Consider the following 16454-nt stretch of genomic DNA (forward strand, 5'->3'; position numbering starts at 1 on the left):
CGGCGCTTAACGTCCCATCTGCACGGAGCCGGATACGTCGACGGTAACCATCGTCGTGCCGGCTTCGAGCGCCATCGGCGCGGCCATCTTCGCATCGGCGTTCATGCCGCGCGCCTGCATCATCATCACCGGACGCGGCGCCACGCCGCTCTGGCCGACGTTCACTTCCCGGATCGTGAAGCTGCTATAGCCGAACGCCTGCGCTGCGGCCTGTGCCTGCTTGCGGAACGAATCGATGGCCTGCGTCGAGAGCTTCTGCGCAGCGGCGCGCTGGGCTTCCGGCGACAGCGAGAACGTGACGTTGCTGACCTGCATCGACGCACTCATCTTGCCCGCGAGCTTCGAGGCCGCCGCGAAGTCATGCGATTCGAGCACGACTTCCGTGCGTCCGCGCCACGCGGATATCTTGCCGTCGCGATCCGTCGACGGATACACGCTGAACGCGCCGCTCTTCGCGGTGACGCCATCGACGCCCTTCGCTTCGCGCAAGGCGGCCTCGGCACGCTGATTCAGCGTAGTCGTCAGCGATGAAGGATCGGCGGCTTCCTGCTCGTAGAAGAGCGTAATGGTGACGACATCCTGCGGCACTTGCGTGCTGGCCTGAGCCGACAGCGAGAGCACGCCCGAAGGCTGCGGGTTGGCGATGACCGTCTGCGCAGCGGCAGTGGCCGAGAAGGTGAGCGCGGCGCTCGACATCGCGAGAGCGAGTGCGGCGGCGATTTTCTTGTTCATCATCGAAGGACTCCGGCCTGTAACGTCGCGCGTTTCGCGACGGCTCTTAGGCGGTCCATTCGCGCCCTTAGTTCCGGTCTCCGGCGAGCCGTTCGGTAATAAAGCGCCACTGCGCTTCGGTGACGGGCGTAATGGACAACCGGTTGCCGCGCGCCAGCACTTGCATGTCCGAAAGCGCATCGTGCGCGCGCAATTCGGCAAGTGGAATGAGCGGCGTCTTCCTGACGAAGCTCACGTCGACGAGCAGCCAGCGCGGCGTTTCCTGCGTAGACTTGGGATCGAAGTAGGGGCTCTTCGAATCGAACTGCGTGGGATCGGGATAGGCCGTCGAAGCAACCTTCGCGATGCCCGCGATACCCGGCTCCGGACAGCTCGAATGATAGAAGAGCACGCCGTCGCCAATTTGCATCTGGTCGCGCATGAAGTTGCGCGCCTGATAGTTGCGCACGCCGGTCCACGGCAAGGTTTTCTTCGGCGCGTGCGCGAGATGATCGATGCTCGCTTCGTCCGGTTCGGACTTCATCAGCCAGTAGCGCATGAGGAGAGCGGGAAGAATCGGCGATGCAAATGAAAACGGCATCGGATTAACCGATGCCGTCTGGATAAGGTCCCCGCCTCAGCCGCTAGGCCGGCATCCTGAACCTGGGTTCAAGATTGGTCGCGGTAAGCAACACTTCGGGTACATCAGACTAGTGACGCGCGCGCCCGTGTTACAAGGTTCCGCAACCGTGCCAATGTGACATTGGTTCAAGGAATATATGACCTTGGCGCACCAGGCAGGGAAACCTCACTCTACACCAATCATTTGCCTTGTGCAGCCCCTGCGCCGTGATCGCGCAGTATCTTTTTTTGATTGACACCGCGAGGCTGATTAGATCAGCGCATCATGCAAACGGCTTGCACTCACTGCACTTCATATTGTGCGATGACCGCGCCGAGCTGCTGGTTCATCGAGTGCACCGTGCGGCGAATTTCTTCAGCGGGGAAGGCTTCGCCATGACGCACGCTTTCCTGCAGCCGAAGCAATTCGGACGCCAGCGACAGCGCGGCCATCACCGCGATGCGATCCGTGCCGCGCACGCTGCTTGCGTTGCGGATCTTGTTCATTTCCGCGTCGACGCGGGCGACTGCTTCGCGCAATGCGGCTTCCGTTTCCGGCGAGCACGCGAGGCGATACGGCTGGCCGAGGATGGATACTTCGATCTGCGTGGTCGTCATGCCTTCTCTCCGTGATGATGTTCGCCGTGCATCTCTTCAGCATGCGCATGTTCGGGCTGCGCGTCGCGCGATGCCTGCGATTCGGCGTTGAGAAGGTCGAGCTGATTGTCGCTTTCGGCGTGATGCGTTTTGCCGCGCGGCAGCTTCTCGAGAATTGCGTTGAGGCGCACCTGTGCGTCGTCGATCTTCGCGGAGAGCGAGTCGCGCTCGGCTTGCAATGCGTCGCGCTCGCTTCGCACCTGCACGAGCTCGGCCTGAACGCCCGCGTAGTCGGCGCGCAATTGTTCGATTTGCGCTTCGAGCGCGAGACGCGCCTGATGGTGGCGCTCGCTGATCTGGATCAGCCGGCCGATGTTTCCTGACAGTGATTCGAGTTCGTTGAGCATGTGCTGCGTCCTCTAAAGACCTGGCATTTTAGCGCGGTTCAAAGCAGCTTCCGATAATTGTCTCGTTTCGAGACGTAACAACCCCGGAACATGCGCGCATCGCGATGCATTTGTGTGTGGAAAGAGCGAGCGTGCGTGTTCATTGCAAGGTGCCGGGCACGGCGCGCGTTCTTGACGGCCCCGATGCCCGCTCCTACACTTGCCGCACTTTTGGTGCTCGCGTCCGCTTCTCTCGCGGATGCAGTCAAACGGGAAACAGGGAGCGAAGTCCACGGCGCATGACCGGGACGCGCCAACCTGTGCTGCCCCCGCAACGGTAAGCGACCGCAACGCAAGTTGCAAGTCGTCCCTCGCGCGTTTCTCGCGTCGCATCGCATGGTTCGTCGTCATGCGGCACGCCCTGCAAGAAACGTGTCGACGCCACTGCGCGCCATGCGCGGGAAGGCGGGACGAAGCGTCGCCAGCCCGGATACCGGCCAATCGTCCAGCGCGTCCATGTCGTCGGCATAGCGGCGCGCGCGTCGCGCACAGACCTCGCGGGGAGCGGGGCACGCGCCAGCCCCGAACTGGATTCTCAAGCATGGTTTCATCTCCGTCCGGCATGAAGCGTCGCGCCGTTTGCGTGGCATCGTGCGCGGCGTTCAGCGCGCTGCCCGTGCCATCCGCTCATGCCGATACCGCCGCGCAAACGCTCGCGCCCGTCGTCGTCACGGCGACGCGCACCGCGCAGCCGCTCGCCGATTCACTCCCGCAAACGTCGCTCTTCGACGAGCAGGACATCGCCGACACCAACGCTCGCGACGTGCTCGGCCTGATCGCGCTCGCGCCCGGCGTACAGGTCACACGAAACGGCGGGCCGGGCGCGAACTCGGGCGTGTACATACGCGGCGCGGCGTCGTCGCAATCGCTCGTGCTGATCGATGGCGTGCGTGTCGAATCGGTATCGCTCGGCGCGGCGCAGCTGTCGCAAATGATGCTCGATGAGACCGGCCGCGTGGAAGTGGTGAACGGCAATGTATCAGCGTTGTATGGATCGAATGCGATCGGCGGCGTCGTGCAAATCTTCACGAAAGAGGGCGATGCTCACCCGCCGCGCTTTCACTTCGAAGCCGAGTACGGCAGCTATCACACGCAGCGTCAGTCGGCGGGCGTCGACGGCGCGCTCGATGCCGAGGGCCGCACCACCTTCAGCCTGAACGTGTCCCGCGAAAAGACCGACGGCTTCTCGTCGATCGATCCGGCGCTCGCGCCCGGTGCGAACCCGAACGCGAACGGTTACCTGAACGAAAGCGTCGCCGCGACGCTGCGCCACAAGTTCACCGACAAGTGGGATGCGGGCGTGCGCTTCCTGCAATCGAACGGCGTCGACAGCTTCGACGATGCATACGGCACCCCGGCCGACATCAACAAGACGCACGACCGCGTGCGCTCGGCTTCAGTGTTCGCGAACGGCAGGCTGACCGATCGCTGGACCACGCACTTCACTGTCGCGCAGGGACAGGACCGCGCGAACATCGAGCAGAACGGCGTGTACACGAGCCGATTCAACTCGGAGAATCATCAGTACCTCTGGCAAAACGACTTCAGGCTCACCGATGCCCACAAGCTGCTGTTCGGCTATGAGCATCTCGATCAGTCGCTCGATTCGGATCAGTTGAGCGCGCCCGACCGTCACGTTAATTCGGTGTTCGCGGGCTACGTGGGGCGCTTCGGTCCGAGCGAAGTGCAGGCGAACGTGCGGCACGACCAGTACTCCGATTTCGGCGGCGCGAACAGCTACTATCTCGGCTACGCGTACAAATTCGACGCCCACTGGCGCGCGAGCGCGAGCTATGCGGCGTCGTTCCGCGCACCCAGCTTCGACGACCTCTACTATCCGTTCAGCGGCAATGCGTCGATTCAGCCGGAGCGCAGCCATTCGGTCGAGGCCGCGTTGCAATATGCATCGGACGCAGTGGGCGTGCTGCGCGTGACGGCGTTTCAGACGCGCTATTCGAATCTGATCGACTACGTATCGGACGGCAGCGGCTTTTATATCGCGCAGAACGTGGGACGCGCGAAGGTGCAAGGCGTCGAGGGATCGTGGGCGGGGCACGTGGGCGCAACGGATATCCGCGCGGGCGTCACGTTCCAGAATCCCGTCGACGAGACGAATCACGAAGAACTGACGAGGCGTGCGCGGCGCTTTGCATCGCTGTCGGCGCATCGTTCGATCGGACGCTGGCGCGTGGGCGGCGAGTGGATCGTGAGCGGCGCGCGCAGCGATTACGATTCGACGCTCGCGGGCTACGGCGTCGTGAACCTGTCCGCGCGCTATGACATCACGAAGTCGTGGTACGTGAGCGCGCGCATCGACAATCTGTTCGACCGGGACTATGAACTCGCTTACTCGTACAACACGCCGCGGCGCGGCGCGTACATCACGCTCGGATGGAATCCGTCGTGAGCGTGGCGTTGTCGTTGAACGATGAACGCTAGCCGCGCCGTCTTCATCTGGCTCGCGCTCGGCGCGATGGCGCTCGCCGCGCTCGCGGCATCGCTTGCGCTCGGCAGCGTCAATCTGCCGATGTCGCGTGCGATCGCTGCGCTGCTGCATGCCCGTTCGGCCACGCCCGATATCGCCGATGACATCGTGCTCACCTTGCGTCTGCCGCGTGCCTTGGCGGGGTTTGCGTCGGGTGCGCTGCTCGCGCTCGCCGGCGCGCTGCTCCAAGTGCTGCTGCGCAATCCGCTCGCGGAGCCGTACGTGCTCGGCGTATCCGGCGGCGCGGCGGCGTTCGCGCTTGCCGCGATGCTCGCGTCGATGCCGTGGTGGGGCGTCGATCTCGCCGCGTGCATCGGCGCGTTCGTGTCGATCGCGCTGGTGCTCGGCCTTGCGCGCAGGCACCTGTGGCATGGGGAGCAGGAGGCATCGCCGAGGCTGTTGCTGACGGGCGTCGTGATCGCGGCGGGGTGGGGCGCGCTCATCACGCTGATACTCAGCATCGCGCCGGAGAACCGGCTGCGCGGCATGCTCTTCTGGCTCACCGGCGACCTCAACGGCGCAGCGACCCCCTGGCCCGCGATGATCGCGCTGGGCGTGGCGCTTGCCGTGATTGCGCCCGTTGCGCCGCAACTAAACGTGCTCTTGCGTGGCGATGCCGCCGCGCGGGCGCTCGGCGTGCCGGTCGAACGGTTGCGCCTGCGCGTGTATCTCGTGGCGTCGCTTGCGGCGGCGGCCGCGGTGACGACAGCGGGGACCATCGGCTTCGTCGGGCTGGTCGTGCCGCATCTGCTGCGGCTCGCCTTCGGCAACGATCAGCGCATGCTCGTGCCGGCCGCGCCGTTCGCGGGCGGGCTCGCCGTGATGAGCGCCGATCTTGCCGCGCGCACGATCATCGCGCCGGCGCAGTTGCCGGTCGGCGTCGTGACGGCGCTCGTCGGCGTGCCGATGTTCCTGTGGATGCTGTTGCGCCGACCGCGATGAACACACTTCATATCGACACGCTCACGCTGCGCGCCGGCGACCGCATCCTGGTCGATGGCCTGCGCGCGACCATCGCGGCGGGCGAGGTGTGGTGCATCGCCGGGCCGAACGGCGCGGGCAAGACGACGCTCATCGGCGTCCTCGCGGGCCTCGCGAAACCGGCGGCGGGCGTCGTATCGCTCGATGGCCGCGCGCTCGCGCAATGGCGCGCGGCGGACCTCGCCCGCCGGCGCGCGCTGATGCCGCAGAGCACGCACGACGCGTTCAGCGCGACCGTGCTCGACACCGTGCTGCTCAACCGCTTTCCTTATCTGACCGGCTGGGGCTGGGAAAGCGACGACGACCGCGCCGCCGCGCACGCCGCGCTCGATGCACTGGGCCTTGCCGCGTTCGCATCGCGCGACGTGCTGACGCTCTCGGGCGGCGAACGGCAACGCGTCGCGCTGGCCGCCGTGCTGTGCCAGAACGCGCCGCTGCTCTTGCTCGACGAACCGCTCGCCCATCTGGACCTGCATCACCAGATCGACTGCCTGAATGCGCTCGTGAAAGCGGCACGCGATGAACGCCGCGCGGTCGTGCTCTCGTGTCACGATCTGAACCTCGCTCGCCGCTTCGCCACGCATGCGTTATTGCTCGACGGCCAGGGCGGCGCGCAGGGCGGCCTCGTCGCCGATGTGCTCACGGCCGAGCGTGCGAGCGCCGCGTTCGGTTATCCGCTGGCGCTCATCCGCGATGGCGGGCATGAAGCGCTCGTGCCTCGCTTCCCCTCATGACCAAGGAACCGCCCATGTCCATTCCGATGCCTCGCGCGCTCGATCGCGCCATCGAACCCGAACTGCGCCGCATCATCGACATGAAGACGAAGCCGCCGGGCAGCCTCGGGCGGCTCGAATCGCTCGCGCTGCAGATCGGCGTGATACAGCGCACGACGAAGCCGCGCATCGAACGTCCCGCGATGATCGTGTTCGCGGGCGATCACGGCATCGCCGCCGAAGGCGTGAGTCCGTATCCGCAGGAAGTGACGGCGCAGATGGTCGCGAATTTTCTGAGCGGAGGCGCGGCGATCAACGCGTTGTCGCGTTCCGTCGGCATGGCGCTCGAAATCGTCGATGCGGGCGTCGCGACGCCGATACCGATCGATCACGGCTACGAGCGTTTGTCGCTCGGCCTCGGCACACGCAACTTCGCGCACGAAGCGGCGATGTCGCGCGACACGGCGCTGGAAGCCATCGCGCGGGGCGCGGCGCGCGTGCGGCATCACGCGTCGCTCGGCACGAACGTGATCGGCTTCGGCGAGATGGGGATCGCGAATACATCGGCGGCGGCGTGCCTGATGAGCCGCCTGTGCGCGCTGCCGATCGACGAATGTGTCGGACGCGGCACCGGCCTCGACGATCGCGGGCTCGCGCACAAGCGCGACGTGCTGGCGCGCGCGCTCGCGAAGCATGCGTCGGGCGGCGATGCGATCGATACGCTCGCCATGTTCGGCGGCTTCGAGATCGCGATGATGACGGGCGCGTACCTCGCCGCAGCCGAGGCGGGCATGACGGTGCTCGTCGATGGCTTCATCGCGAGTTCGGCGCTGCTCGTCGCATCGAAGATCGCGCCGGACGTGCTCGATTACTGCGTGTTCGCGCATGCGTCGAACGAAGCGGGGCATCGGCGCATGCTGGCGCACTTCGATGCCGCGCCGCTACTGCAACTCGACTTGCGTCTCGGCGAAGGCACGGGCGCGGCGCTCGCGTTGCCGCTCTTGCGCGCGGCCGTCGCGTTCGTCGACGAGATGGCGAGCTTCGATTCGGCGGGCGTATCGAACAAGCAAGACGCGCAGCCATGAGCCGTCCGCTCGACGAGCTGCGTTACTTCTTCACCGCGCTCGGCTACTTCACGCGCGTGCCGGTGCCGCGCTGGGTCGGCTTCGAGCGCGAGTATCTGAACGCGGCGGCGCGCTACTTTCCGCTCGTCGGCGCGATGGTCGGCGGCGTCGCGGCGCTCGTCTATCTGGCGGCGCTGCGCGTGTTTCCGGCAGGCGTGGCCGTGTTGCTGTCGATGACCGCGACGCTCGTGCTGACCGGCGCGTTCCACGAGGACGGTCTCGCCGATTGCGCCGATGCCTTCGGCGGCGGCTACACACGCGACGACGTGCTGCGCATCATGCACGATTCGCGCATCGGCGCATTCGGGGCGATTGCGCTCGTAATCGCGCTGGCGCTCAAGTGGCAGACGCTGGCCGCGTTGCCGCCGATGCGCGCCGCGATGCTGATGATCGCCGCGCACGCCGCGAGCCGCGCGTTCGCGATCAGCTATCTCTTCACGCTCGATTACGTGCGTGCCGAAGGCAAGGCGAAGCCGGTCGCGCAGCGCATGAGCGTGATGTCGCTCGCGCTTGCACTGGCGTTCGGCTTGCCGTGGCTTCTGTGGATGGGCTGGCGCTTCGCCTGCGTGACGGTTGTCGTGCTTGCGTCGCTGCGCTTTATCGCGGGGCGCTACTTCGTGCGGCGCATCGGCGGTTATACCGGCGATTGCCTCGGCTGCGCGCAGCAGGTGTTCGAGCTTGCGATCTATCTCACCGGGCTGGCATGGATCTCATACTGATACGTCATCCCGCTGTCGCGATCGATGCCGGCGTGTGCTACGGCCAGACCGATGCGCCGCTTGTTCATGATGCGCGCGTATCGGCGCGTGACGTGCTCGCGCGAATGCGTGCGCTGAACGTGCCCGATTGCGTCGACGGATGGCATTCGAGTCCGTTGCGCCGCTGTGCATCGCTTGCGGATGCGCTCGGGACTGCGCGCATCGATGCGCGGCTCTCCGAGATGCACTTCGGCGCGTGGGAAGGCTGCGCGTGGGATGACATCGATCGCGCGCTGATCGATGCGTGGGCCGCCGATATCGAGCACGCGCGCCCGCATGGCGGCGAAAGTCTCGCTCAGTTCAGCGCCCGCGTGTTCGACTGGTTCGACGAGGCATCCGCCGATGCTTCGTCCGTGATGCATGTCGTCGCGCACGCCGGCGTGATGCGGGTGCTGGCGGCGCGTCTGCTGCGCCTCGACTATGCGGGCGCGTTGCAGTGGGCGCTCGATTTCGAAGGGATCGTGTGGCTTCGTCGGGCGGGTGAGCGGTGGATCGTCGTGCGGTGGAACGCGTAAGTCGCGCTTACCGCTTCGCCCGCGCCATATCCAGATCGCGACACAACTCTGCCGCGCCGATTGCGATGCGCGGCGTCGGCCGGTTGATCACATCGCCATCGATGCCGAACAGATTGCCGCGCGCCACGGCGGTCATGGATGTCCATCGCTTCCACCGGTCGAGCGCCGGCAGCGCGCGATCCGGCTTCGTTGCGCCGGGCGTCGCGGTCACGATCGCTTCGGGATTGGCCGCGAGCACGGCTTCCGTCGATATCGTCGGCACGCGCGGCGCTTCGGCTGCGAACACGTTCACGCCGCCGCACACGCCGATGACTTCGCTGAACACGTTGTCCCCATTGAGCGTCATCAGCGGATCGTCCCAGACCTGATAGAACACGCGCACCGGCGGCAACGCGGCGTACTTGCCGCGCAGTTGCGAGATATCGCGCGTGAATGCGGTCGATGCCGCGCGCGCACGCTCCTGCGTACCGAGCAACGCGCCCAATTTGTCGATGCTCGCGGCGATATCGTCGAGACGCTTCGGCTCGCTGTAATAGAGCGGAATGCCGAGCGCTTTCAGGCGATCCATCTGACGCGCGGCATTGCCGTGCCGCCATACGACGATCAGGTCCGGATGCAGCGCGACGATGCGTTCGAGATCGAGCGCCTTGTTGTCGCCGACATGCGGTATCGCTTGCGCTTCGTTCGGGTAATCGCTGTAACTCACCGTACCGACGATGCGCCCGCCGCCGCCCGCCGCGAACAGCAACTCGGTGACGTGCGGCGCGAGGCTCACGACGCGCGTCGCCGGAGCGGGCAGCGTGACGGGCGCGCCGGTGTCGTCGGTGACGGTGATCGCGGCGCGGGCGTGCATCGCGATGAAAACGGCGAAGAGCGCGAGCAACCTCATGCGCCGATCTCCGCGAGTGCGCGTTCGAGCCGCGCCCAGTCGCCTTCGCTTCCCGGCAAGCCGATGCGCAGGCTCGTCGTCATGCCCGGCCGATCAAAGAGGCGCGTCCAGATACCGCGCGTCGCCAGTTCATGTTGCAGGGAAGGCGCACGCGGCGTCGGCGTCCACGTAAAGAGCGGCGTGGCGCGCACGTCGAAGCCATGACGTGCGATGAGCTCGGCAAGGCGCGCACCATCGCGCCTCAGCCGCTCGCGCGTGTCCTGCTGCCACGCTCGATCGGCAAACGCGGCCATCGTCGCGTGCCGCGCGGGGCCGCCGACCGTCCACGCGCCGAGCGCATCGCGCAATGCATCGGTGACGGCGGGCGCGGCGAGCACGAAGCCCGCGCGTATTCCCGCCAGCCCGAAGAACTTGCCGACCGAGCGCAGCACGACGAGCCCGCCGCGCGCCGTCTCGGCGGCAAGCGATGCATCCGGGTCCGCGTCGGCGAACGCTTCATCGACGATCAGCATGCCGCCACGCGAGGCGAGTTGCGCGTGCCAGCGCATCAGCGTCTCGCGCGAGAGGCAGTCGGCAGTCGGATTGTTCGGATTCCCGATGATGACGTGATCGAGCGTGGCCGGCAATTCGCCGCTTGCCGTGTCGAGCGCTTGGATCGAATGGCCCGCGCGCACGAACGCCGGCGCGTATTCGCCGTAAGCCAGTGGCGCAACGCCCGCGACGCCGCGCTTCAGCAGGAACGGCAACGCGCGAATCGCCGCCTGCGATCCGGCCACCGGCAGTGCGAGCGGTGCGCCGTAGTAGCGGGCGGCTGCGTCGGCGAGGCCGTCGTCGTCTTCGGGCAGGCGTCGCCAGGCGTCGGGCGGCACGGGCGGCACGGGATAACCGCGCGGATTGATGCCCGTCGACAGGTCGAGCCAGTCGTCGAGTGGAATCGCATAGCGGTGCGCGGCTTCGCGCAGATTGCCGCCGTGGAGAATCGGATCAGCCATTCGTCGTCACACTGAAAACCGCAAGAATGAGCAGCACCGCGAGCCATAGCATCATCGAGCGATCGACGAGCCGCAGCGCCGCCACCACATCGCGCGGCGTGGCATCGTGGCCCGCGCCGAGCGTCGGCCGCGCTTCCAGCACGCCGTGATACACCGCCGCGCCGCCGATCAGCACGTTCAGACTGCCCGCGCCCGCGGCCATCACCGGGCCCGCGTTCGGGCTGTCCCACGAGCGCGCCTGCGTGCGCCAGCAATGCCACGCCATGCGCGTGTCGCCGGTGAGCGCGTAGGTCGCCGCCGTGAGCCGCGCGGGAATGAAATTGAGCACGTCGTCGAAGCGCGCGGCCGCCCAGCCGAAGCGCAGGTAACGCGGCGTGCGATAGCCCCACATCGCATCGAGCGTGTTGGCGAGACGGAACGCGAGCGCGCCGGGACCGCCCGCCACCGCGAACCAGAAGAGCGCGCCGAAGATCGCATCGTTGCCGTTCTCCAATGCCGATTCGACAGCCGCCCGCGACAGCGCGTGTTCATCGGCGTGCGAGGTATCGCGCGAGACGATGCGCGATGTCAGCGCACGCGCGCCGTCGATATCGCCGAAGCTCAGCGCGCGGGCGATCGGCGCGATGTGCTCGCGCAAGCTCTTCGCGCCGAGCGCGAACCACAGCAGCAGCACGTGGACGAGGCAGGCGTACGCAAACGGCAGCACGCTCACCAGCATCCACGCGATGACGACCGGCGGCGCGACGGCGGCGATCCACGCGGCGATTCCCGCAGGCCGCGCGCGATGCCCGGTGTTCATGCGCGCTTCGAGCTTCGCCGCAAGCGTGCCGAAGCCGACGAGCGGATGACGCCGGCGCGGTTCGCCGAACACGCGATCGACGATCACGCCGAGCACCGCGAGCAGCGCCATCGCATAGGCGGAGAGCAGCAGCATCGCGTCAGCCCTTGAGCGCGAGCGGCAGGCCCGCAACCATCAAGGTCGCGCGCGTGCTCGCGGCGGCGACGCGCTGATTCAGGCGGCCGAGTTCGTCGACATACAGGCGCGTCACCGAGCCGAGCGGCACGACGCCGAGGCCGATTTCGTTGCTGACGACGATGACCTTGCCGCGCACATCGGCCAATGCGCGGTCGAAGGCATCGAAGGCTTGCATGGCTTGATGGGAAAGCGTGGCGGGCTCATCGTGCATGGATTCGGGCGGGCACAGCAGATTGGCGAGCCAGAGCGTGAGGCAATCGATCAGCACGCACTGTCCCGCGCGATCCGCTTCACGCAGCGCGCCCGCGAGATCGAGCGGCGCTTCGACAAGCGTCCAGTGCGCGGGACGCCGCTCGCGATGATGCCGCACGCGTTCGGCGAATTCGTCGTCGCCGATGCGCGCGGTCGCGAGATAGGCGACGGGCAGGCCGCTTTCGGCGGCAAGGCGTTCGGCATGGGCGCTCTTGCCCGAGCGGGCGCCGCCGAGGATGAAGGTCAGATCGCGCGGCGTGGCGACAGGGACGTTGGAGGTCATCGCAATATTGTAGCGGCGGGATAAGATAGCGGGCTGCGCTTCCGAGGAACTTCCCGATGCCATTCACGCCACGCGGCACGCTGATGATTCAGGGCGCCACCTCCGATGCCGGCAAGAGCACGCTCGTCGCGGGCCTGTGCCGGCTGGCGCGGCGAAGCGGCGTCAAGGTCGCGCCGTTCAAGCCGCAGAACATGGCGCTCAACAGCGCGGTGACGGTCGATGGCGGCGAGATCGGCCGCGCGCAAGCCTTGCAGGCGATCGCGGCGGGCGTGCCGGCGCGCATCGACTTCAATCCGGTGCTGCTCAAGCCGACGAGCGATCGCGGCGCGCAGATCATCATCCACGGCCACGCGCACGCCAATCTCGATGCCCGCGCGTATCACGCGTACAAGCTCACCGCGTTCGATGCCGTGCTCGCGTCCTATGCGCGGCTGCGCTCGGAGTTCGAGGCGGTCATCGTCGAAGGCGCGGGCAGTCCCGCCGAAATCAACCTGCGCGATCGCGATATCGCCAACATGGGTTTCGCGGAACACGTCGATTGCCCGGTCGTGCTCGTCGCCGATATCGATCGCGGCGGCGTGTTCGCGCATCTCGTCGGCACGCTGGCGTGTCTGTCGGAGAGCGAGCGGGCGCGCGTGAAGGGCTTCGTGATCAACCGGTTTCGCGGCGATATCTCGTTGCTGAAGCCGGGGCTCGACTGGCTCGAAGCGCAGACCGGCAAGCCGGTGCTCGGCGTGCTGCCGTATCTGCACGGCCTGACACTCGACGCCGAGGACATGCTGCCGCGCGATGTTCACGCACGCGGCGAGCGGCCGGCGCTGAAGGTGATCGTGCCGGCGTTGCCGCGCATCAGCAATCACACGGACTTCGATGCGCTGCGGGCGCATCCTCAGGTCGATTTCGAATACGTGCGCGGGGGCGTTGCGCCGCCGCCGGCGGATCTGATCGTGCTGCCGGGATCGAAGAACGTGCAGCGCGATCTTGCGTGGCTGCGCGAGCACGGCTGGGATCGTGCGATCGCGCGGCATCTGCGATACGGCGGCAAGGTGCTCGGCATATGCGGCGGCATGCAGATGCTGGGGCGCGAGATCGACGATCCGGATGGCGTCGAAGGGGCGGCGGGGTGTGTCGATGCGCTCGGTCTGCTCGACCTGCACACGGTGCTGACGCCGCACAAGCAACTGGAGAACGTGACGGGGCGGCTCGCGATCGGCCTGGCGGATGCGCCGGTGCGCGGCTACGAGATTCACATGGGGCGCACGAGCGGCGCGGCGCTGGCGAATCCCGCCGTGATGCTCGATGACGGGCGCGGCGACGGCGCGATTTCATCCGATGGACAAATTGCCGCGACGTATCTGCACGGCCTTTTCGATACGCCCGAAGCGTGTGCCGCGCTGCTCGCGTGGGCGGGCGTCGCCGATGCCGCGCCGCTCGATTATCCGGCGCTGCGCGAGGCGTCGCTGGAGCGGCTGGCGGATGCGTTCGCGCAGGCCCTCGATCTCGATGCGGTGATGGGCGCGTTTGGCTGAGTCGCGCGAGCGTCAATACAGAATCATCTGCGTACACCGAAACATCGCGATCAGCTTTCCGTCGCCGTTCGTCACCGTCGCATCCCAGACGTGCGTACTGCGCCCGAGGTGCACGGCGCTCGCCTTCGCGACGATCTTCCCTTCGCGCGCCGTCGACACATGATTGCTCTTGAGTTCGAGCGTCGTGAAGTTCTGCGCCTTCTCGGGAAGATGCGCGATGCACGCGTATCCGCAGCACGTATCCGCGAGCCCGACGACCGTCGCCGCGTGCAGAAAGCCGTTCGGCGCGAGCAGTTCCGGCCGGATCACGAGCTCGCCGGCGAGCGCGCCTTCGTCGAGGGAAAGAAGCTGCACGCCGAGCAGATCGGGCAGGCGGCCTTTCTGGCGGTTGCGCAGGAAATCGAGCGTGACATCGGGGCGAAGCGGCATGGGCGTAATCCGTCGAAGTGTGATGAAAAGCGCGTGCGACCCAATTGGCCGTTCGGCCAGCGTGCCGCGCGCACCGCTTTTTGCCGATAATATCAACGGCTCGAATCATGCATCCGTTCTATAACGACGAAACGGCGCGCGCTTTCATGGAATGACGCGCGCCGCACAAACTCCGGGACATTTCATGACCGTGATCGTGGTGGCAAATCCAAAGGGCGGCGTCGGCAAGAGCACGCTCGCAACCAACCTCGCAGGGCACTTCGCGGCGAACGGCGAATGGGTCGCGCTCGCCGATCTGGACAAGCAGCGCTCCGCCCATGCGTGGCTGTCGCTGCGGGTCGATACGCTGCCGAAGATCGAAGAGTGGGGCGTCGATGTCGACGCGCCCGCGAAGCCGCCGAAAGGTCTGGAAAAAGCCGTCGTCGATACACCTGCCGGCGTGCATGGCAACCGGCTCGCGCTCGCGCTGCAACTGGCCGACAAGGTGATCGTGCCGCTACAGCCGTCGATGTTCGACATTCTCGCCACGCAGGACTTCCTGACGAAGCTGGCGAAGGAAAAGGCGGTGCGCAAGGGCGCGATTCAGATCGGGGTGGTCGGCATGCGCGTGGACGCGCGCACGCGATCGGCGGATCAACTGCATCGTTTCGTCGAGGGGCTCGATCTGCCGGTGCTGGGTTATCTGCGGGACACGCAGAATTATGTGCAGCTGGCGGCGCACGGCCTGACGCTATGGGACGTGGCGAAAAGCCGTGTCGAGAAGGATCTGGAGCAGTGGCAGCCGATCATCGACTGGGCGGGAAAGAAATAGCGGCAGGCGTTTTGCGCCTTTACGGCAGGAAAGGACGCCCGCGCCATACAAAACCGGCGCTCCCCGAAGAGAAGCGCCGGCTTTCACTACACGTCAATTAAGAGAATCAGGTCCAGTTCTGCGTCGGCACATGATCCCGGCTGCCCTTGATCCGGTTCTCGCCATCCACGAACACGAGGTTCGGCTTCCAGCCCGCCTTGATCTCTTCCTCATCGACCGAAGCGAACGCCGCAATGATCACCAGATCGCCCAGTTGCGCACGACGCGCCGCCGATCCGTTCAGCGAGATCATGCCGCTGCCGCGCTCGCCCTTGATCGCGTACGTCGTGAGGCGCTCGCCGTTGTTCACGTTCCAGATGTCGATCTGCTCGTTCTCCAGAAGATTCGCCGCTTCGAGCAGATCCTCGTCGATGGCGCACGAGCCTTCGTAATGCAGCTCGCAGTGCGTGACCGTCGCGCGATGAATCTTCGATTTGAGCATGGTGCGTTGCATGTTGCAGACTTCCTTCAGATTTCCAGATTGTCGATGAGGCGCGTGGCGCCGAGCTTCGCCGCAGCCAACACGACGAGCGGCGCGTTCGCATCCGCTTCGCCCGGCGCGAGCAGGTCGACGCGTTTGCGCACGCTGATGTAATCGGGCTTCCAGCCGCGTTCGGCGAGCGCGTTCATCGCGTCGCGCTCGAGTGCGGCGATATCGCGATTGCCCGACAGCACGCCCTCACGCACGCGATTCAGTTGCAGCGCGAGTTGCGGCGCTTCCGCCCGCTCATCCGCCGATAAAAAGCGATTGCGCGACGACAGCGCGAGGCCGTCCTCGTCGCGCACGGTCTCGGCAGCGATGATTTCCGTCGGCAGCGCGAACTGGTGGCACATCTGCCGCACGATCATCAACTGCTGATAGTCCTTCTTGCCGAACACCGCGACACGCGGCTGCACGCACGACATCAGCTTCATCACGACCGTGCACACGCCCTGAAAGAAGCCGGGGCGGAACTCGCCTTCGAGAATGTCGCCGAGGTTATGCGGCGGATGCACGCGGTACTGCTGCGGCTCCGGGTACATGTCGGTTTCGGTCGGCGCGAAGAGCACGTACACGTTCTCGCTTTGCAGCTTCTCGATGTCGTCGAGAAGCGTGCGCGGGTACTTGTCGAAGTCTTCGTTCGGACCGAATTGCAGCCGGTTGACGAAGATGCTCGCGACGACCGGATCGCCGTGCTGGCGCGCGAGACGCATCAGCGAAAGATGGCCTTCGTGGAGATTGCCCATCGTCGGGACGAAGGCGGTGCGGTTCTGACCGCGCAACTGGTCGCGCAGTTCGTGAATGGAGCTGATGACTTTCATC

General features: G+C 66.2%; 19 protein-coding genes, 1 other RNA gene and 1 riboswitch. Of the genes, 8 read left to right on the top strand and 12 right to left on the bottom strand.

Going from position 1 to position 16454, the window contains the following annotated elements; genetic code table 11:
- Positions 1-6 precede the first annotated feature (6 nt).
- The 5 genes from BG57_RS04420 to BG57_RS04435 all read right to left on the bottom strand — a co-directional run bounded on the left by BG57_RS04420 (position 7) and on the right by BG57_RS04435 (position 2336).
- Entirely contained in the window at positions 7-732 is a 726-nt protein-coding gene (locus tag BG57_RS04420) for an SIMPL domain-containing protein (RefSeq protein ID WP_035960520.1), read from the bottom strand.
- Positions 733-799: 67 nt separating this feature from the next.
- On the bottom strand, positions 800-1270 hold the full coding sequence (locus tag BG57_RS04425; protein ID WP_035961052.1) for an EVE domain-containing protein: 471 nt from the start codon (positions 1268-1270) through the stop codon (positions 800-802).
- Positions 1271-1336: 66 nt separating this feature from the next.
- A non-coding RNA gene (ssrS, locus tag BG57_RS31360) (6S RNA) lies at positions 1337-1518 on the bottom strand.
- 117 nt (positions 1519-1635) lie between these two features.
- Positions 1636-1950, bottom strand: a complete 315-nt coding sequence (locus tag BG57_RS04430) for a cell division protein ZapA (protein ID WP_035960522.1) — start codon at positions 1948-1950, stop codon at positions 1636-1638.
- Positions 1947-2336 (bottom strand): hypothetical protein, encoded by a 390-nt coding sequence (locus tag BG57_RS04435; RefSeq protein WP_035960524.1) that lies wholly within the window; start codon positions 2334-2336, stop codon positions 1947-1949. Before BG57_RS04435 ends, BG57_RS04430 begins: the two co-directional genes overlap by 4 nt.
- A 194-nt stretch (positions 2337-2530) precedes the next feature.
- Positions 2531-2831: riboswitch (cobalamin riboswitch) on the top strand.
- 85 nt (positions 2832-2916) lie between these two features.
- Here BG57_RS04435 and BG57_RS04440 point away from each other — a divergent pair.
- From BG57_RS04440 to cobC, 6 genes are read left to right on the top strand one after another with little or no spacing between them, the layout of a single operon-like run.
- Positions 2917-4782 (top strand): TonB-dependent receptor plug domain-containing protein, encoded by a 1866-nt coding sequence (locus tag BG57_RS04440; RefSeq protein WP_152562521.1) that lies wholly within the window; start codon positions 2917-2919, stop codon positions 4780-4782.
- Between the two features lie 21 nt (positions 4783-4803).
- On the top strand, positions 4804-5802 hold the full coding sequence (locus tag BG57_RS04445; protein WP_035960528.1) for a FecCD family ABC transporter permease: 999 nt from the start codon (positions 4804-4806) through the stop codon (positions 5800-5802).
- Positions 5799-6575 (top strand): ABC transporter ATP-binding protein, encoded by a 777-nt coding sequence (locus tag BG57_RS04450; RefSeq protein ID WP_035961054.1) that lies wholly within the window; start codon positions 5799-5801, stop codon positions 6573-6575. Before BG57_RS04445 ends, BG57_RS04450 begins: the two co-directional genes overlap by 4 nt.
- Complete coding sequence (gene cobT, locus BG57_RS04455) at positions 6572-7639, top strand: nicotinate-nucleotide--dimethylbenzimidazole phosphoribosyltransferase (protein ID WP_035960530.1); 1068 nt, start codon at positions 6572-6574, stop codon at positions 7637-7639. Before BG57_RS04450 ends, cobT begins: the two co-directional genes overlap by 4 nt.
- Entirely contained in the window at positions 7636-8397 is a 762-nt protein-coding gene (locus tag BG57_RS04460) for an adenosylcobinamide-GDP ribazoletransferase (RefSeq protein ID WP_035960532.1), read from the top strand. Before cobT ends, BG57_RS04460 begins: the two co-directional genes overlap by 4 nt.
- Positions 8382-8951, top strand: coding sequence for an alpha-ribazole phosphatase family protein (gene cobC, locus BG57_RS04465; RefSeq protein ID WP_035960534.1), 570 nt, complete (start codon positions 8382-8384; stop codon positions 8949-8951). The genes BG57_RS04460 and cobC overlap by 16 nt, the downstream gene beginning before the upstream one ends.
- Before the next feature lie 7 nt (positions 8952-8958).
- Here the strand turns inward: cobC and BG57_RS04470 are convergent, their stop codons facing one another.
- The 4 genes from BG57_RS04470 to cobU are packed head-to-tail and all read right to left on the bottom strand — an operon-like array spanning position 8959 to position 12343.
- Positions 8959-9840, bottom strand: a complete 882-nt coding sequence (locus tag BG57_RS04470; RefSeq protein ID WP_035960536.1) for a cobalamin-binding protein — start codon at positions 9838-9840, stop codon at positions 8959-8961.
- Complete coding sequence (gene cobD, locus BG57_RS04475) at positions 9837-10832, bottom strand: threonine-phosphate decarboxylase CobD (protein ID WP_035960538.1); 996 nt, start codon at positions 10830-10832, stop codon at positions 9837-9839. Before cobD ends, BG57_RS04470 begins: the two co-directional genes overlap by 4 nt.
- Positions 10825-11766: an adenosylcobinamide-phosphate synthase CbiB gene (gene cbiB / locus BG57_RS04480; RefSeq protein ID WP_052005628.1), complete on the bottom strand. Its 942-nt coding sequence runs from the start codon at positions 11764-11766 to the stop codon at positions 10825-10827. The genes cobD and cbiB overlap by 8 nt, the downstream gene beginning before the upstream one ends.
- A 4-nt stretch (positions 11767-11770) precedes the next feature.
- A complete protein-coding gene (cobU, locus tag BG57_RS04485; protein WP_035961059.1) occupies positions 11771-12343 on the bottom strand; it encodes a bifunctional adenosylcobinamide kinase/adenosylcobinamide-phosphate guanylyltransferase in 573 nt (190 codons plus the stop codon).
- 56 nt (positions 12344-12399) lie between these two features.
- Here cobU and BG57_RS04490 point away from each other — a divergent pair, with 56 nt between their 5' ends.
- Positions 12400-13872: a cobyric acid synthase gene (locus BG57_RS04490; protein WP_035960539.1), complete on the top strand. Its 1473-nt coding sequence runs from the start codon at positions 12400-12402 to the stop codon at positions 13870-13872.
- A 12-nt stretch (positions 13873-13884) separates the two neighbouring features.
- Here the strand turns inward: BG57_RS04490 and BG57_RS04495 are convergent, their stop codons facing one another.
- Positions 13885-14301, bottom strand: a complete 417-nt coding sequence (locus BG57_RS04495; RefSeq protein ID WP_035960541.1) for a PaaI family thioesterase — start codon at positions 14299-14301, stop codon at positions 13885-13887.
- 184 nt (positions 14302-14485) lie between these two features.
- Between BG57_RS04495 and BG57_RS04500 the strand changes: the two genes are divergently transcribed.
- Positions 14486-15112, top strand: coding sequence for a ParA family protein (locus tag BG57_RS04500; RefSeq protein WP_035961063.1), 627 nt, complete (start codon positions 14486-14488; stop codon positions 15110-15112).
- A gap of 106 nt (positions 15113-15218) precedes the next feature.
- Here the strand turns inward: BG57_RS04500 and panD are convergent, their stop codons facing one another.
- Together panD and panC are read right to left on the bottom strand one after the other, a co-directional pair.
- Positions 15219-15605, bottom strand: coding sequence for an aspartate 1-decarboxylase (panD, locus tag BG57_RS04505; protein WP_035960543.1), 387 nt, complete (start codon positions 15603-15605; stop codon positions 15219-15221).
- A gap of 14 nt (positions 15606-15619) precedes the next feature.
- Entirely contained in the window at positions 15620-16453 is an 834-nt protein-coding gene (panC, locus tag BG57_RS04510) for a pantoate--beta-alanine ligase (RefSeq protein WP_035960544.1), read from the bottom strand.
- Position 16454: the final 1 nt, after the last annotated feature.

It is taken from the genome of Caballeronia grimmiae, from assembly GCF_000698555.1.
Lineage (GTDB): Bacteria > Pseudomonadota > Gammaproteobacteria > Burkholderiales > Burkholderiaceae > Caballeronia > Caballeronia grimmiae.

What these genes read in the sequence shown, in the direction of transcription:
- BG57_RS04420 (WP_035960520.1), bottom strand. Translation starts at nt 732, where the DNA reads ATGAACAAGAAAATCGCCGCCGCACTCGCTCTCGCGATGTCGAGCGCC.
- BG57_RS04425 (WP_035961052.1), bottom strand. Translation starts at nt 1,270, where the DNA reads ATGCGCTACTGGCTGATGAAGTCCGAACCGGACGAAGCGAGCATCGAT.
- BG57_RS04430 (WP_035960522.1), bottom strand. Translation starts at nt 1,950, where the DNA reads ATGACGACCACGCAGATCGAAGTATCCATCCTCGGCCAGCCGTATCGC.
- BG57_RS04435 (WP_035960524.1), bottom strand. Translation starts at nt 2,336, where the DNA reads ATGCTCAACGAACTCGAATCACTGTCAGGAAACATCGGCCGGCTGATC.
- BG57_RS04440 (WP_152562521.1), top strand. Translation starts at nt 2,917, where the DNA reads ATGGTTTCATCTCCGTCCGGCATGAAGCGTCGCGCCGTTTGCGTGGCA.
- BG57_RS04445 (WP_035960528.1), top strand. Translation starts at nt 4,804, where the DNA reads ATGAACGCTAGCCGCGCCGTCTTCATCTGGCTCGCGCTCGGCGCGATG.
- BG57_RS04450 (WP_035961054.1), top strand. Translation starts at nt 5,799, where the DNA reads ATGAACACACTTCATATCGACACGCTCACGCTGCGCGCCGGCGACCGC.
- cobT (WP_035960530.1), top strand. Translation starts at nt 6,572, where the DNA reads ATGACCAAGGAACCGCCCATGTCCATTCCGATGCCTCGCGCGCTCGAT.
- BG57_RS04460 (WP_035960532.1), top strand. Translation starts at nt 7,636, where the DNA reads ATGAGCCGTCCGCTCGACGAGCTGCGTTACTTCTTCACCGCGCTCGGC.
- cobC (WP_035960534.1), top strand. Translation starts at nt 8,382, where the DNA reads ATGGATCTCATACTGATACGTCATCCCGCTGTCGCGATCGATGCCGGC.
- BG57_RS04470 (WP_035960536.1), bottom strand. Translation starts at nt 9,840, where the DNA reads ATGAGGTTGCTCGCGCTCTTCGCCGTTTTCATCGCGATGCACGCCCGC.
- cobD (WP_035960538.1), bottom strand. Translation starts at nt 10,832, where the DNA reads ATGGCTGATCCGATTCTCCACGGCGGCAATCTGCGCGAAGCCGCGCAC.
- cbiB (WP_052005628.1), bottom strand. Translation starts at nt 11,766, where the DNA reads ATGCTGCTGCTCTCCGCCTATGCGATGGCGCTGCTCGCGGTGCTCGGC.
- cobU (WP_035961059.1), bottom strand. Translation starts at nt 12,343, where the DNA reads ATGACCTCCAACGTCCCTGTCGCCACGCCGCGCGATCTGACCTTCATC.
- BG57_RS04490 (WP_035960539.1), top strand. Translation starts at nt 12,400, where the DNA reads ATGCCATTCACGCCACGCGGCACGCTGATGATTCAGGGCGCCACCTCC.
- BG57_RS04495 (WP_035960541.1), bottom strand. Translation starts at nt 14,301, where the DNA reads ATGCCGCTTCGCCCCGATGTCACGCTCGATTTCCTGCGCAACCGCCAG.
- BG57_RS04500 (WP_035961063.1), top strand. Translation starts at nt 14,486, where the DNA reads ATGACCGTGATCGTGGTGGCAAATCCAAAGGGCGGCGTCGGCAAGAGC.
- panD (WP_035960543.1), bottom strand. Translation starts at nt 15,605, where the DNA reads ATGCAACGCACCATGCTCAAATCGAAGATTCATCGCGCGACGGTCACG.
- panC (WP_035960544.1), bottom strand. Translation starts at nt 16,453, where the DNA reads ATGAAAGTCATCAGCTCCATTCACGAACTGCGCGACCAGTTGCGCGGT.